This is a genomic window from Nostoc sp. FACHB-280 (genome assembly GCF_014697615.1).
Lineage (GTDB): Bacteria > Cyanobacteriota > Cyanobacteriia > Cyanobacteriales > Nostocaceae > Nostoc_B.
Window position 1 is genome coordinate 105,706 of record NZ_JACJSD010000002.1, and the last position, 14,901, is coordinate 120,606.

Below are 14,901 nucleotides of genomic sequence, written 5' to 3' on the forward strand. Positions count from 1 at the left end.
GCCATAATTGCTGAGTCTTAGGGAATTAGATGCTGAGAAGAAACAAGTATGAAGTATGAAGTAGGGAATTTTACTTTAATTCTTCAGTCCTAATTCTTCAATCTTGATACTTCACAGTAGCTAATTCCCAATTTATATATTTTTTTAAGAATTAAAACTGGTTTTTGGGATTTTTCCTACTTGACGGAAAAGCTATTTAGTGCATAAAAATCAGATTTTTTCTGATGGTCAGATTGCCGAATATTAATTTATGACCCGATAAATAAAATAAATTGGATCTACGACATATTGTCAAACTTTGGCGTTGATTTTATTTAAAATGAGATAGGGACAATAAAACCATCTGTTAGGAGAAAGTCATGAAATTAATTGTGGCAAGCCTGCGACGCTTGAGTCTAGCTGTGTTGACAATGATTTTAGTTGTAAGCAGCTTTGCTATTTTTACACCTTCAGCGTCTGCTGAAACCTACCAAATCAAGTTAGGTAGCGATAAAGGAATGCTGGCATTTGAACCCAGCAAGGTAACAGTGAAGCCCGGCGATACAATTGAGTGGGTAAATAACAAAGTTCCTCCCCATAACGTTGTATTTGATGCGGCTCTCAACCCTGCTAAGAGTGCAGATTTAGCTAAATCTCTATCTCACAAAAGCTTGTTAATGAGTCCTGGTCAAACACAAACAACCACCATCCCATCTGATGCACCTGTGGGTGATTACACCTTCTATTGCGAACCCCATCGTGGTGCCGGTATGGTTGGTCACATCATTGTTCAATAGTAGAAATAGCACTGGTGAAACTAGATAATTTTCTAGGCTCTTCAGGAAAATTCACAAACTAAACAATGCCAGAGTCTGGCATATACAACAAATCAACTAATAGCGGTGACGAGTTTGATTTCCGCCAAAAATTCTCAACAGCGCCTAGCGATGTTTAGATATTGACTCGTCACCGCTAATTTTATTTAAATGCAAAACTGATAAAATGTAGCAGTCAAAGTACAGATGAGAATTCTATTTAGGCGCTAGAGTCTGGAGAATAACTTGAGAAGACTGTTGTTAATTTTATTTCTAGCGATCGCGCTTTTCCAATTAACATTTACTTATCCAGCACTAGCCGCCGAAACATCAAACGGTGCCAAAATCTTTAGTGCCAATTGCGCTTCTTGTCACATAGGTGGTGGTAACATTCTCGTTGCTGAAAAAACCCTAAACAAAGAAGCATTATCAAAATACTTGGCAGACTATAACACCGACTCCCTTCAGGCAATTATTCATCAAGTCCAAAATGGCAAAAATGCCATGCCCCCCTTCAAAAATAAGTTAACACCCGAAGAAATTTTGGATGTAGCTGCTTACGTTTTTCAAAAAGCCGAACAAGGATGGTAGATGTGAAAAAGGGTCTAGGGACTAGTACAACAAGGTAAAAGTAGAAAGGCAAAAGTAAAAAGAAAGAGTTTTTATACCACAAGATTTTTACTCTAGGAATTGAAATCTTTGCCTTTTGCTTTTTACCTTATACCTAAACATTAGCCTGTTGACGCTGATAAAGAGACCAATACAAACCCTTCTGCTGTAAAAGTTGCGTGTGATTACCCCGTTCAGCAATTACGCCTTTCTCCATCACCACAATTAAATCAGCCCGTTTAAGTGGGGCAAAGCGGTGAGCAATCAAAAACACTGTGCGATTTGCCGAAACTTTTTGGAGGTTTTGGAGTACTTGTTGTTCAGTTTCGCTATCTAAAGCACTTGTCGCCTCATCCAAAATTAAAATCGGAGCGTCGGATAAAAACAAGCGTGCTAAAGCAATACGTTGGCGCTGTCCACCAGATAAAGCTGTACCTCTCTCTCCCACATTAGTCTCATAACCGAATGGCAATTGACTGATAAAATCATGGGCTACAGCTAATCTCGCAGCTTCTACTACCTGTTCCGCCGTAATATTGGGATTGCCCAAGGTAATATTTTCTAGAATCGAACCATTAAACAAAAAGTCCTCTTGCAAAACTACGCCAATTTGTTGCCGCAGTGATGCTAAATCAGCACTCTTAATATCAAAGCCATCAATTAAAATGCGTCCTGACTCAATTTGATACAAGCGTTGCAACAACTTGGACAGCGTACTTTTACCCGAACCACTACGCCCGACTATGCCAATAAACTGCCCTGGCTGGACATCAAAAGTAATGCCGCGTAATACTGGTTCAGTATGGGCTTGGTAACGGAAAAATACCTGTTCAAAAGTGACTTGCCCTTTTAATGCTGGTAAAACTAATCCTGTACCTGGTTCTGCTTCTGGGGCAGTGTTGAGAATATCACCAATTCTATCGACAGAGAGCAACACTTGTTGAAGATTTTGCCACAGTTGTACCAAACGTAATAGTGGTTGTGTCACCCGACCAGATAACATCTGAAAAGCTACTAACTGACCAATAGTGAGTTTTTGGTCAATTACTAACTTTGCACCCACCCAGAGAATTAGTAAGGTAGAAAAATTGGTGAGGAAATCGCCAATATTAGTACTGATATTAGATGTTGTAGAGGCTTTGAACCCAGTACGGATAAATCGGGCAAATAAACCTTCCCAACGTTCCCGCGCTACTGGTTCAGCCGCGTGGGCTTTCACAGAATGAATACCTGTAATTGTCTCTACCAAAAACGATTGACTGTCGGCACTGCGGTTAAAAGTTTCGTTCAGCCAGTTGCGTAAAATTGGCGTGGCAAAAATTGTCAAAGTGGCAAATAATGGCAACACTGCCAAGGCGACAAAAGTTAAAGGAATGTTGTAGTAAAACATCAATGCCAAATAAACAACGGCAAAGATGCTATCGAGGATTACTGTTAAAGCCGTACCTGTGAGAAATTGCCGGATTTGTTCGAGTTCTTGAACACGGGCAACAGTATCACCCACCCGCCGAGATTCAAAATAAGCTAAAGGCAAACGCATCAGGTGGCGAAATAGCTGCGACGACAAGCTTAAATCTAAGCGCCTAGCTGTATGGGTAAAGATGAAGAGGCGTAAAGTACCCAGCACCGCCTCAAAGCAAGCAATTAACAATAACGCTATAGCCATCACGTCCAGGGTGGGCAAACTTTCTTGCACCATCACCTTATCGATGATGACTTGAGTAATTAAGGGTGTACCTAACCCAAACAGTTGTAAGGTTAAGGATGCCAGTAAAACTTCCCCTAATAATCCCTTGTATTTCCAGACGGCGGGAATAAACCAACTGAGGTTGAACTTTTCATGTTTATTAATTAGTTCTACTTGCCACAGTTGCCCATCCCACACAGTTTCGACAATTGATTGGGGCAGAATTTCACAGATTTGCCCTGGATTAAGGGGATTTGCCACAATTAAGCGGGAGCCTTTGATAGCGTAAACTACCACCCAACTTGCTTGGGATTGATTTTCGTTTTGCCATAACATCAAAGCTGGAAAGGAAAGTTTAGGTAGTTCTTCCCAACTCACTTGGAGTCGTCGCAATACTAGTCCCAGTTTTTCGGCAGCTTCGACGATATGTTTGGGGCTTTGTCCGCGCAGTTGGCGCTGTACCCATTCCAGTTGCACAGGGTTGTCTAGGTGTTGCGCCACCATTGTCAGACAGGCGGCTGCGGTATTACTGTGTGCAGTAAAGGGATAATTGGAAGTGTCTGGAGTGCGGTTGAGTAATTCTTGGAGAGTTGGTGGCTGAGTTTCAGGAGTAACAGTTGTGGCTGGTAGGGGCAGTTGTGGTTCGAGGCTGGGTTGGGGTTCAGAATTGCTGGGTGCAGCTTCGGTTGGGGAACCAGAGAAGAATTGTTCAATTTCGGGAGTGCTAAATTCTGTCCACAGGGAACTGTCCCAACAAGCTACGATGACTTCTTTACTGGCGGCTATGGCTTTGCAATCTATGGCGATTTTGTAGAGGTCGCCGAACCAATCTCCTGTTTGTAAGGCGGCGATCGCTTTGCTATCTTGTTCTTGTCTGAGTCTGACTTTGCCTGAGACTATATAGTATTGATAGCCGCGTTTTTGCGTTGACCAGATTTTTTCTCCTAATTGGTAACGATGGATAACTAACTGATTTCGTAATCTGGCTTGTTGTTCGCTACTTAGCCAACATAAAGGCCCTTGCTGCCAAGGTATTTCTGCTATAGCGTTAATTTCTAAAGATTCATGATCCAGATTTGTTAACCCATCTGTAATTTCACTGTTAGCTTTTGAATTTTCTCTGCTAGCCATTTTTCAAATAACTCATTTTGTAATGCTTGTTGGAGTTGAGTATCTTCTAAAGACGCTGGCAGAAATTGTTCGACTCGAAACAAACCATAACGTCCTTCTAGTTCTATTGGCCCCACCAATTGTCCAGAACTAGCAACATCAATCGCTGCCCGCAATGTATCTGGCATGGTGCCACGGCTGATTGCTCCCATCATGCCGTTCATTATGCGATCGTCTGTTAGGGAATATTCTCTGGCTAGTTGTTCAAAGCTGGCTCCTTCTTCGATTTGGGTTCTGAGTTCTTCGCAAAGTTCTTGGCTATCAACAAGAATGCGAGAAATGACGACACGATCTAAATAAATTTTTCTTTCAATAAAGTATTCAGGAATGTGAGGTTGTGTAACTAACGTTTTGAGTTTTTCTAGTTTGAAACCTAATGTAATTGATTTATGAAATGTTTCATAATCTGTACCATTCGTTTGTAACCATTCTTGAAAAGTTTGGGGTTGGGTGAGTTGATTTTTTAAACGAAAGTCAATAACTGCTTGTTCGGTTAAAGCTGGATTGATATCTAAATCATCTCTAGTTTGAATTTCTTGCTCAATCACGTACTGCCGGAGAATATCACCAATAAACTGGGATAGTTTGCCGGAAGCTTGGAGATATTTTACTGCCTGTGTGATTGGGAGTGGATGATCATTTATTGACAGAAATGATAAAGATTCCATGAAATAACTCAAGAAAAACAGCTAAAAGTTCATATTTTAGGAAGATTGGAAAACAGATTCAGACCGATGGAGTGGCTAAAAGTCAGACTGAGACTGTAATTACCCATCTAAAATCTCAAATCCACAATGCTATTAACTAATGCAGGATGAAGATCAGGGTTTGATGAACCAGAGTATTTGTTTTGTGAGGACATAAGAGTTTAGGGGTGTGAGTGTTCACCATCCTCACACTGCAAAATCTGGAAGCAAATACTTGATTTGGCGTTGTTCATGCTTTGATTTGAGTGCAAATGGGAAATTATGACAACCAAACTGGAATGAGTTGCCTAAAAATATACTGAAATTTCACTGGGTAACTAGTACAGGTCGGCGGAAATAAACAAACCATAAGAAATTGCTAAAAGACTTGTGGTATAACTATTCTTTCTTTTTCCTTTTGCCTTTTTCCTTGTTGTACTAGCCGATCGCAATTTTCCACAACCAAGCAAAAATTATGGCAGCGATCGCACCAATTAATGTATTTAAAATATTGACCAGTTCATTTGTTAGCCAAGTATATTTAGATTGCAGTGTGGCTCCAATGACACTTTCTAAATTGGTGGCAATGAACGCTGCTAAGATGCACCAAACTATCCCTAATAAGTCTATCAATCCTACTGCCCAGCCTACCAAGGCGATCGCGATCGATGCCACTACACCTGCTAAGGTTCCTTCTAAACTCACTGCACCTTCTGTACCACGGGGAACGGGTTGGAGTGTGGTAATCAAAAAAGTCTTTTGCCCATAAGCTTTCCCCACTTCGCTGGCTGATGTGTCAGATAGCTTGGTGCTAAAACTCGCCACATAGCCCAACAACAGCAAAGATACAGGATTGGGAACTAAAGATTGGGAATCAGATATCAACCATCCTGAATTGATTACCCCTACACCCAAAGCACATAACGCCGCAGTTAAGGCTGAACCCCAGACGTTTTCCGGGCCTCTGGCACCAGAACGCTTTTCGGCTATACCTTGGGCTTCCTTTTGTGCCATACCAATGCGCGTCACGCCTGAACCCACCAAGAAGTAAAATCCCACTACTAAATACCCCTGCCAACCCAATGTTCCCCAAACGATGACACCCAGTATCCCAGCATGAAATATACCAGCTGGGGTCAGCAGCTTTTTAGGAGCGATCGCAACTAAACCCAATAAAACGGCGTTTAATCCTACTCCCACTAACCAGGGATTCGCAGAGTCTAGTAAAGGTAACATTAGCAGTGAATCACAAGTGGTGTTGTCATTGCCAGCATACCAACAGAATAGCTAATTTTAAACCTGAGATGTTATTCCTCATTCTGTAATTCTAAAAGTGCATAGATTTTCTTACTTTTACTAGTAGCGAGAGAAAAAACAGGCAAGATTGTGGGCGAAAACAGGGGCTAGAGGCTAGTAAATCATATTGAGGACTTACACTCTACTCACCACTTTCTTTTTCCAGGCTGTAAATATCGCTAACAGCATATAAGTAACAGCAATATAAAACTGTGTTCCAATTAACCACAAATAAGTTTTCAGGGCATAAATTGTAAATAGCGACTACAAAAAATAAATGTTATGAATAACCCTATATTTCATTTGGCTTTTCCTGTGAGTGATATCCAACAGACAAAAGCCTATTATGTTGATGGCTTGGGCTGTATTCCAGGACGGGAAAACCCCCATGCTTTGATTCTCAATCTATACGGACATCAACTGGTAGCACACACTACCAAAGAACCTTTAACAAGGCAACGGACGATATATCCTAGACACTTTGGGCTAATCTTTCCCCAAGAAAGTGACTGGGAAAGTTTGTTAGAAACAGCACAAAAGCACCAACTCTTTTTTAGGGAGGAAGCTAAAGATCGCTTTGTGGGTTCACCTTTAGAACATCGGACTTTCTTTTTAGAAGATCCTTTTTATAATTTGCTGGAGTTTAAATATTACCGCTACCCAGAGGCGATTTTTGGGAGTTATGAGGAGTATAGCCAAATTGGCGATCGCGCTTAATTAGGACTTAGGTAGAACAGTGTAAACATTTGTAGTTGGCAGGAGGCAGGAGGCAGGAGGAAAGAGGGTTTGAGATGCACTCGCTTTTCTTAAGATAGTTTTGCCAAAACCCTTACACCCTATACCCTTACACCCTATACTCTTTCACCCCTAAACCCAGTTTCAACCGACAATTTTTGTGAGTAATTCCGCATTGGTTCGGCTAAGGCTGTGGCGACTGCTGCTAAACTTCTAGAGTCGGTTAACATCCAAGGATGAGATGCTGCGGGGATAATTACCTCTGTACCTATGGGCATTTGGGAACTGTTGGCTGGGACAATCATCAAATCATAAGGTGTCCAAATTGATGTAAAGTTCAATTGCTTCAACATCACAGCATCAGAATTTAAATCCTTGAGGAAGTTACTGTGAGTACGCATTTGTTCACAACCAGGCCGCCAAGAACCATAGGCAATATAAGTTCCATGATGAGGTGATGAGATAGTAATCAATCGCTGTACGCGCTCAATACCTCCTAGTCGTTGGACATAATAACGACTGACAATGCCGCCCATACTAAAACCTACTATATCTAGTGCTTGCTCTGGCTCAAAGGTGGCGGCAATATAATCAGCTACTTGCTGTGCCAACACATCAAGACCAACTTCGCCATTATTAGGTACTAAATTCAAAGCATATACAGACCAACCTTTCTCTTGTAAGTAATTTTTCATTTTGCGGAATACTGCTTCTGTATCTCCAATCCCGTGTATTAGTAAGACTGGGTTGTATGGTTGATTAATTGCGTTCATTGCCGGGTTTGCTTGCATAATTCTGTCAAAAATCTAGCTAAGTTATGTTGTTGTCTGTGAATAAGTTATGACACTCAAGCCACTGGCTAGAATTTAGGGGCTGGGGGCTAGGAATTAGTGTTTTTAGCATTCTGTGATTCATCAGACAATCTCAGAAGCGAACATGAAAAAAGAATATTGCCAACTCTCTATTCCCTACTTCCACAGAGTAATATTAATTTTTATTAAGCAAACTTTCATAATCTTGCTTATGGTAACGGTAAAATTTAATAATGAGTCTTGATAAATACAGGCTGCAAGCGCCTGCAAAATCAAAGACATTTACTCTGTAGTCTTACGCCAGTGTTGCTTAAACACTCAACTATCAAGCTAGTCAAAGTCATAGTACGGCGCAAAGAAATGTAGCATTAAGCTGCAATTTTTAACATTACAGTCAGATTTACAGAAATATAGAAGGCAGGAGAAATTCTAATGTTCGGTTTTATCAAAAATTTAATTGCTGGAATTTTAGGCTTCTTTACAGGGTTGCTCGGTGGGAAGAAAAAAAATGGTGGCTACTATCTGCAATTAGATGAAAGTGGCGCAGAAGTTAAACCAGCACCCAAACCCGCAGAAACACCAAAACCAGCAGCTACTTCCAACGGTACAAAAGCAACAGCAGCGCCTGAGCCAGCCAAAAAACCTGCGGCTAAAGCGGTAAAAGCATCCCAAAATGGCAAAGCTGCGCCTGCTGAACCAGCAAAAGCGCCTGCAACTGCTGTGGCTGCGAAGAAAGAACCAGGTATAACTACATTTGCACCCAAATATTTAGCTCCTTCTGGTGCTTCTAATGGTCGTCGCCGTCCAGGAGCAAATATGAGTTCTTTCTTGGATATGGCCAGTCAAGTTAAAACTCCTAACCAAGCTTAGTGATTTAATTTTGACTGTTAGCGATCGCCAAGCATTTATTAAACACCAATCCACTGTACAACTGAAAAGCCGCATCCCAATTCGTCGGTTCTCGGCGCAGTAAATTGATATTGGGTGTGATATTGCTTAACATTTCCGTTTGATCTAGAATCGTCTCCGCAAAAGGTGTGAAATCTGACCAAAGCTTCACTTGGGGCAAATGCTGTTCTAGCCAGTTAAGTACTTGATTCCAGTTAATGCGGATCGTATTTTGACTAGCTAGAGCAGCAATTTCTACACCTTGTTGGAAATCATAACTTTGATCAGACAGTCGCAGAATGCAACGCCGTCCTGGTAAATGCAGATCACAAAACTGAGCGTAATCTTGAGTTTGAGTTTTCCGTTCTAGCTGATGACGAGCATTCAAATCAACTACTTCTTCAAAAATTGGTAATAGTCCCGCAACTCTGGCTTGTACTTCTGACCAATTAAAAGTCAGAGAACCTAGTTGATGAGTTTGGTTACGACAAACAACCGTCGCTTGTGTACCAGATTCCGAAAAATATTCAACTTGATAAACTTGTATTTGTTGAACGGCACTGATTGTTGACCAAAAACAAGGAATTCCTGCTGCTTGTAGCTGTTCACCATAAAATTTTAACTCTCCTACTTGGCCATAACGATATACCCGCCAACTACGACTGGGGAGAATTAGTCTGGCTGTATAGGGGTCTAGCTGCATAATTTGAGCGAACTCCGCTGCAACTGTTGACTTTTGTTGATTGGTCAACGGCTCTAAAACAAGTATTCCTAGTTCATTACTGTTAGGTTCGGCTGTAGCTTTAGCAATGGCGCGTTGTCTTTGTTCTTGTTCAACTTCTTTGAGGCGTTGTAAACCTTGGCGTGCTTGCGAAACTATTTTAGAGTTGGTTGTACTCCGCAATAACTGGCGATAAATTTTTTCCGCATCTTGTCGTTTATTAGATACTTCGTAAAGTCTGGCAATATAAAATTGCACCCAAGGATTATCCGGTGATTCTTTGGACAACTGCTGGAGTAATTTGGCAGCAGTGTGATAATCTTTACGGTCAAAGGCGATCGCAACCTGCTCAATCATTTTCCCTTCCTTCTCCCTGCATTCCCGCGTTTGTTGTTTAAGCGCAATATTTAGCAGTAGTTATAGAGATTACGTGGTGTGCAACTTTTTCTCAAACCTAACCACCAACCCCTTCCCTACGAGAGAAGGGGAGCAAGATTCAAAGCCTCTCCCCGAAACGGAGAGAGGTTTGGAGAGGGGTTTCAAGAATGAGTCGCACATCGCGTGAGATTAGGACTTTTTTCAAAGTTGCATGGCAGGAAAAGTAATACTTTTACCTTCTGCCTTCTGCCTCCTGCCTCCTGCCTCCTGCTATATCATTTATACTTCACAGGCTGCGGTAACTAAGGATAAAGCAACGATGGGTGCAGTAACGGTGCGGAGAACACGACGACCGAGGGATACAGCTTGAAAACCAGAAGCGATCGCATTTGCAATTTCCGGTTCTGTCCATCCACCTTCGGGGCCTGTAGCAATAATTAGTTCACTGTCATTTGTTCTTTGTTCTTTGTTTGGTAAGCAATGTAGAAGGTGAGGATAGTTACCCCGCGCTTCACAGATATACTTATGACCATTAACTGTTGACAAAGCCTCACTAAAAGCCACTGGTTCTAAAATTGTGGGGACAAAAGCACGTTCTGATTGTTCAGCCGCTTCAGCTGCAATCCGCCGCCAACGTTCGAGTTTTTGGGGACTCGGATGAAGAAGAGTGCGATCGCTAATTACTGGAGCAATACAAGTTACACCAATTTCCGTACAGCAGCGCACAACTTCATCAAAACCACTGCCTTTGGGCAATGCCATCATTAGTGTAATTGTTACAGGTAATTCTGTAGTTACGGAAAGAGTTTCTAAAACCTGAGCTTGTTTTCCTGTTAATTGCGTTAACAACCATTTACCCATCCCATCCATCGCAATAAAGCGATCGCCCTCACGCAAACGCAAGACCCGCCCTAGATAATGTAATTGTTGGGGTGTCAGTAAAATTTGGTCTTGTTGAAATTGAGCAGGTGCGATCGCGATTCTTTGTAGTTGAGCCATGCTAATTTGTTTTTGATCAGAGAAAACAAGCAAGAATCTGTGGTAATTAATTATTGATGCTAAACTTTTCCCTGAAAAGCAACTAACAATAAACTGTTACCTGTTACCTGTTACCTGTTCCCTCTCCCGAAGAGATTTGATTTTCACCTTCAGTCCATTTTCGGGACGTAACGTAATAGAAGGCTGCGGTACAATTGGATATCCTGGCACTAAATCTATTTGGAAGCTTTGAGCAATAGTAGCTAATAATAAAGCCGCTTCCATTTGAGCGAAACCTTTCCCAATACAAATTCTCGGCCCATCACCAAAAGGAAAATATACTCCTTTGGGTAGTTGTTTTTCTAATTCTTGTGTCCAACGTTCTGGTTGGAAAGCTTCTGGATTCTCAAAATATTTTGGATGACGGTGCATTACCCATTGGCTAATCATAATTGATGTACCTTGGGGAATTTCGTAATCGCCAATTTGGGTATCTACTGCGGCTTCTCGTCCCATCAAAGATACGGGAGGATATAACCGCATCGATTCTTTGATGACTTGCTGTGTATAAACTAACTTTCCTAAGTCTTCTAATGTGGGTAACTTTCCTTGCAAGACTTGATCAAGTTCTAATTGTAATTTTTCCCGAACTTCAAGATTTTGTGCCAAAAGCATCCATGTCCAAGATAAAGTATTGGCTGTAGTTTCATGACCTGCCAGCATTAAGGTAGCAACTTCATCCCGCAGCAATTTATCATCCATTTGTTGATCTGTTTGTTCATCTTTCGCTTCCATTAACATCGTCAACAAATCATGAGTTTTTTCTTGGCTATGGCGACGTTCTTGAATCAGTTTATAAATCGCTTCGTCCATCTGGGCAATAGCATGACGATAATTGATATTTTCTGGTCTGGGAAACCACTCCCACACCAGAAAATTTTGCTTGCGCTTACTCTCAAACCAATCCATAGCGACATCTAGTGCATTAGCTACCACCTTGGCTTCACCTGCATCCACCTCAGCACTAAATATGCACATCATCACAATTGCTAACGTCAACCGCATCATATCTGCGTGAATATCACGGGTTTCGCCATCATGCCAAGTTTGTAACATTTGCTTGGCGTACTCCACCATGATTTGGCTATATCCATTAATTCGTTTTTGGTGAAATACTGGTTGGGCGAGACGACGTTGCCAAAACCAAGATTCTCCTTCTGCTGTTAATAAACCATCTCCTAAAAGAGTTTTTAAACTACGTAAGCCTCGGCTTTTAATAAAATCATTGCGATTTTTGAGAACTTCTTCTATATAGTCAGGATTAGTTACTAAACAAGCAGGTGTTAACCCCAACTGCAAGGGAATAATATCACCATAATCACGACAGCGGCTGAGAAACCCTAATGGGTCTTGTCCCAGTTCTAGTAAATGACCAACAATAGAATTAACTGGTGGTGCTGATAACTCAAATACATCTTGAGACATAGAAAAACTTTGTTTTAGTTTGTATCTCCTCAAGTAGATTAGTGCAGTGGATGTATAAAAGTCTTCATAACAAAGATGGATTTAACTATATCGATAGGTATAAAAATATCTAAATTTTGAGAAGTTTAAAGTCTAGTTATTCAAAAAATATTTCTTCTTACTACATCACACATACCGAGGCAAGAGTATTTTCTGATTTGTTATGATTTCTGCGAGTGTTTTAGGAGGCTGAAAGCGAAACATCTGCTTTTTCTTTTTTGCTCACTCCAGTAGGGTGCGAAGATAACTACCAAAGCCAACATCCAGTAAAGCAACATCACCAATCAAGTTGAGCGATGAATAGTTTATTGATGAATTGGGTTAGCACCCTGAAAAGAAATTCGCTCTTATTATTTCTCTCGACATTGTTACCCATATTGGGAATTAATACATCAGTCAAAGCAGCAGAACGCGTTTATCTTTCATATTCAGTTTTAGAGCTTTCTGTTTCTGTGACTGCTTTAGAAAATTATGCCAAAAAAGGAATTATTGATGATGAATTAGCAATTTATCAGCAATATATTCCTGCACAACAGTTTCAGAAATTACGAGGCATTTTAATTACACCTGTAAAATCTAGCCCGGTGGTGGTGTCACAGTTTCTTTCCACACCACAAGGAGAATTTTTACTCCGCCGTTTTACAGAAGTAATTCAAAGTAAATCGCCGCCGACACAACCGATATTAGATGAAATGCGTTCGGCGTTTATTTTGGCAGTTGCAGAACCAGAAGGATTAACGTTATTAAATCTTTTACGCAAATATCCGGCTAACATTATTCGTATTGATTTAGGGCGTAGTTTTACAATTGCCACAGAACTAGAAAAGTTACTTAAAACTACTAATCAAGCGATCGCCACAGTTACCAAACAGTCTAATCTAGAAGCTATCACCATCCCCAAGCCTAGCAATTTCTCACAACTACCAGATTTGCAAAAACCAGGAAGATTGAAGTCACAAAAATATACATTGAATTATTTTGACTCCGCCCGTAATCGCAGATTATTAACTGATATTTATCTTCCTCAGATTTTACTTCCTGCACCAGTAGTTGTCATTTCACATGGTTTAGGTACAGATAGTAGTAACTTTCAATATTTAGCGACTCATTTGGCTTCTTATGGGTTTGCTGTAGTTGTTCCCAACCATCCAGGGAGCGAAAGCAAACAACAAGCACAAGCTACAGAATTAGTTACAGCCGATGAATTTCAAAACCGACCTTTAGATATTAAATATATCTTAAATCAGCTAGAAAAAAGTAATAAATTAGATGCTCGCTTGCAAGGTAAACTCAACTTACAACAAGTAGGAGTTGTTGGTCATTCTTTAGGTGGTTATACAGCTTTGGCTTTGGCAGGGGCAAAAATTAATTTTGCCCAACTCAAACAAGATTGTACAACTGAGGCGCTGCGACAAACTTGGAATATGTCTTTATTATTTCAGTGTCGCGCCTTAGAATTACCTCATCAATCTGTTAATTACAATTTACAAGATAATCGAGTAAAAGCTGCGATCGCTATCAACCCAATTACTAGTTCTATTTTTGGCAAAACTGGTTTAAGCCAAATCAAAACACCAGTGATGATTGTTGCTAGTAGCAATGATACAGTTGCACCCGCTTTGTTTGAGCAAATTTTACCTTTTTCTTGGTTCAGCAATCCCCAAAAATATCTTGTCACCCTTGTCGGTGGAACTCACTTTTCTACTATTGGGGAGGGAAATCTTGGTTCTGGACAAATAGCATTACCAGCTGATGTAGTTGGTGATGTTTTACAAGCGCGTCGTTATATTAATGCTTTTAGTGTGCCATTTTTTCAGACTTATATTGCCAAACAGCCACAATATGTCTCTTATCTCCATCCCGCTTACGCCCAAAAAATTTCTAGTCTCACTTTAGGGTTAAATGTGGTTCAATCTCTCAGCCAGACTGAATTATCTCAAGTTATAACTGGGGAATTTGCTCATACTAAACGCTTAAAAAAACTACCTTATTCCATAGCCCATTTTGGGTTTTTGTTATTAAATATTGGCTTGTCGTTGCTTTATGTAATGATTTTTTGGTAATAATGTCATGAACACAAACACCCGATTTTTAAGCAATCGGGTGTCTTATGGTTAATTTGTACTAATTAAGCCGGAATAAATTTCAATGCCACACCATTCATACAATAACGCTGACCAGTAGGTGCAGGGCCATCAGGAAATACATGGCCTAAATGTCCACCGCAACGACGACAATGAACTTCTATGCGGGTCATGAATAATGAACGATCTACAGTAGTAGCGATCGCACCTTCAATTGGTTGAAAGAAACTTGGCCAGCCAGTACCACTATTAAATTTGGTATCAGATTTAAACAGTGGTAAGTCACAAGCTGCACATAAATAAGTACCTTCCGCATACTGCTTATCCAGAGAACTTGTAAAAGCCCGTTCAGTTCCATGTTTACGTAAAACACGAAACTGTTCTGGTGTTAAAATACTGCGCCATTCATCTTCAGATTTGGTAACTTCAAACTCAGTGTTAGAACTTGTCACGATTTCTGACCTCGGATTAATAAACTGGGATAATAAGGCTGCACCTGCTAACACGGCACTTGCCTCTAAAAAATAACGTTTTTTCAT

Annotated in this window: 13 protein-coding genes; 5 read left to right on the forward strand and 8 right to left on the reverse strand. The window is 40.6% G+C overall.

The features are described 5' to 3' along the window. The first annotated feature begins 359 nt into the window (after positions 1-359). Positions 360-776 carry a plastocyanin gene (petE, locus tag H6G75_RS02290; RefSeq protein WP_190978388.1) on the forward strand — a complete coding sequence of 139 codons (417 nt, stop codon included), beginning with the start codon at positions 360-362 and terminating at the stop codon, positions 774-776. A gap of 264 nt (positions 777-1,040) precedes the next feature. Continuing rightward, on the forward strand, positions 1,041-1,385 hold the full coding sequence (gene petJ, locus H6G75_RS02295) for a cytochrome c6 PetJ (protein ID WP_062297964.1): 345 nt from the start codon (positions 1,041-1,043) through the stop codon (positions 1,383-1,385). A 133-nt stretch (positions 1,386-1,518) separates the two neighbouring features. Here petJ and H6G75_RS02300 read toward each other — a convergent pair whose 3' ends face one another. From H6G75_RS02300 to H6G75_RS02310, 3 genes are all read right to left on the reverse strand, one after another. Further along, positions 1,519-4,221 (reverse strand): peptidase domain-containing ABC transporter, encoded by a 2,703-nt coding sequence (locus H6G75_RS02300; protein WP_190978389.1) that lies wholly within the window; start codon positions 4,219-4,221, stop codon positions 1,519-1,521. Further along, positions 4,170-4,928, reverse strand: coding sequence for a peptidylprolyl isomerase (locus H6G75_RS02305; RefSeq protein WP_190978390.1), 759 nt, complete (start codon positions 4,926-4,928; stop codon positions 4,170-4,172). The genes H6G75_RS02300 and H6G75_RS02305 overlap by 52 nt, the downstream gene beginning before the upstream one ends. Positions 4,929-5,384: 456 nt before the next feature. Further along, complete coding sequence (locus H6G75_RS02310; RefSeq protein WP_190978391.1) at positions 5,385-6,182, reverse strand: TIGR00297 family protein; 798 nt, start codon at positions 6,180-6,182, stop codon at positions 5,385-5,387. A 342-nt stretch (positions 6,183-6,524) separates the two neighbouring features. Here H6G75_RS02310 and H6G75_RS02315 point away from each other — a divergent pair, with 342 nt between their 5' ends. Further along, positions 6,525-6,959 carry a VOC family protein gene (locus H6G75_RS02315; protein ID WP_190978392.1) on the forward strand — a complete coding sequence of 145 codons (435 nt, stop codon included), beginning with the start codon at positions 6,525-6,527 and terminating at the stop codon, positions 6,957-6,959. A gap of 134 nt (positions 6,960-7,093) precedes the next feature. Here the strand turns inward: H6G75_RS02315 and H6G75_RS02320 are convergent, their stop codons facing one another. Next, positions 7,094-7,750: a triacylglycerol lipase gene (locus H6G75_RS02320; RefSeq protein ID WP_190978393.1), complete on the reverse strand. Its 657-nt coding sequence runs from the start codon at positions 7,748-7,750 to the stop codon at positions 7,094-7,096. Positions 7,751-8,221: 471 nt separating this feature from the next. Between H6G75_RS02320 and H6G75_RS02325 the strand changes: the two genes are divergently transcribed. Beyond that, the gene (locus H6G75_RS02325) at positions 8,222-8,659 is read left to right on the forward strand and encodes a hypothetical protein (RefSeq protein WP_190978394.1); all 438 of its coding nucleotides are present in this window, start codon (positions 8,222-8,224) and stop codon (positions 8,657-8,659) included. 4 nt (positions 8,660-8,663) lie between these two features. On the opposite strand, the gene H6G75_RS02330 is transcribed toward H6G75_RS02325, so the two are convergent. The 3 genes from H6G75_RS02330 to H6G75_RS02340 all read right to left on the reverse strand — a co-directional run bounded on the left by H6G75_RS02330 (position 8,664) and on the right by H6G75_RS02340 (position 12,239). Continuing rightward, positions 8,664-9,755: a tol-pal system YbgF family protein gene (locus tag H6G75_RS02330; protein WP_190978395.1), complete on the reverse strand. Its 1,092-nt coding sequence runs from the start codon at positions 9,753-9,755 to the stop codon at positions 8,664-8,666. Positions 9,756-10,055: 300 nt separating this feature from the next. Then, the gene (locus H6G75_RS02335; protein ID WP_190978396.1) at positions 10,056-10,775 is read right to left on the reverse strand and encodes a 16S rRNA (uracil(1498)-N(3))-methyltransferase; all 720 of its coding nucleotides are present in this window, start codon (positions 10,773-10,775) and stop codon (positions 10,056-10,058) included. A gap of 96 nt (positions 10,776-10,871) precedes the next feature. Next, entirely contained in the window at positions 10,872-12,239 is a 1,368-nt protein-coding gene (locus H6G75_RS02340) for a cytochrome P450 (protein ID WP_190978397.1), read from the reverse strand. A gap of 335 nt (positions 12,240-12,574) precedes the next feature. Here H6G75_RS02340 and H6G75_RS02345 point away from each other — a divergent pair, with 335 nt between their 5' ends. Continuing rightward, entirely contained in the window at positions 12,575-14,341 is a 1,767-nt protein-coding gene (locus H6G75_RS02345) for an alpha/beta hydrolase (protein WP_190978398.1), read from the forward strand. A 65-nt stretch (positions 14,342-14,406) separates the two neighbouring features. Here H6G75_RS02345 and msrB read toward each other — a convergent pair whose 3' ends face one another. After that, entirely contained in the window at positions 14,407-14,901 is a 495-nt protein-coding gene (gene msrB / locus H6G75_RS02350) for a peptide-methionine (R)-S-oxide reductase MsrB (RefSeq protein ID WP_190978399.1), read from the reverse strand.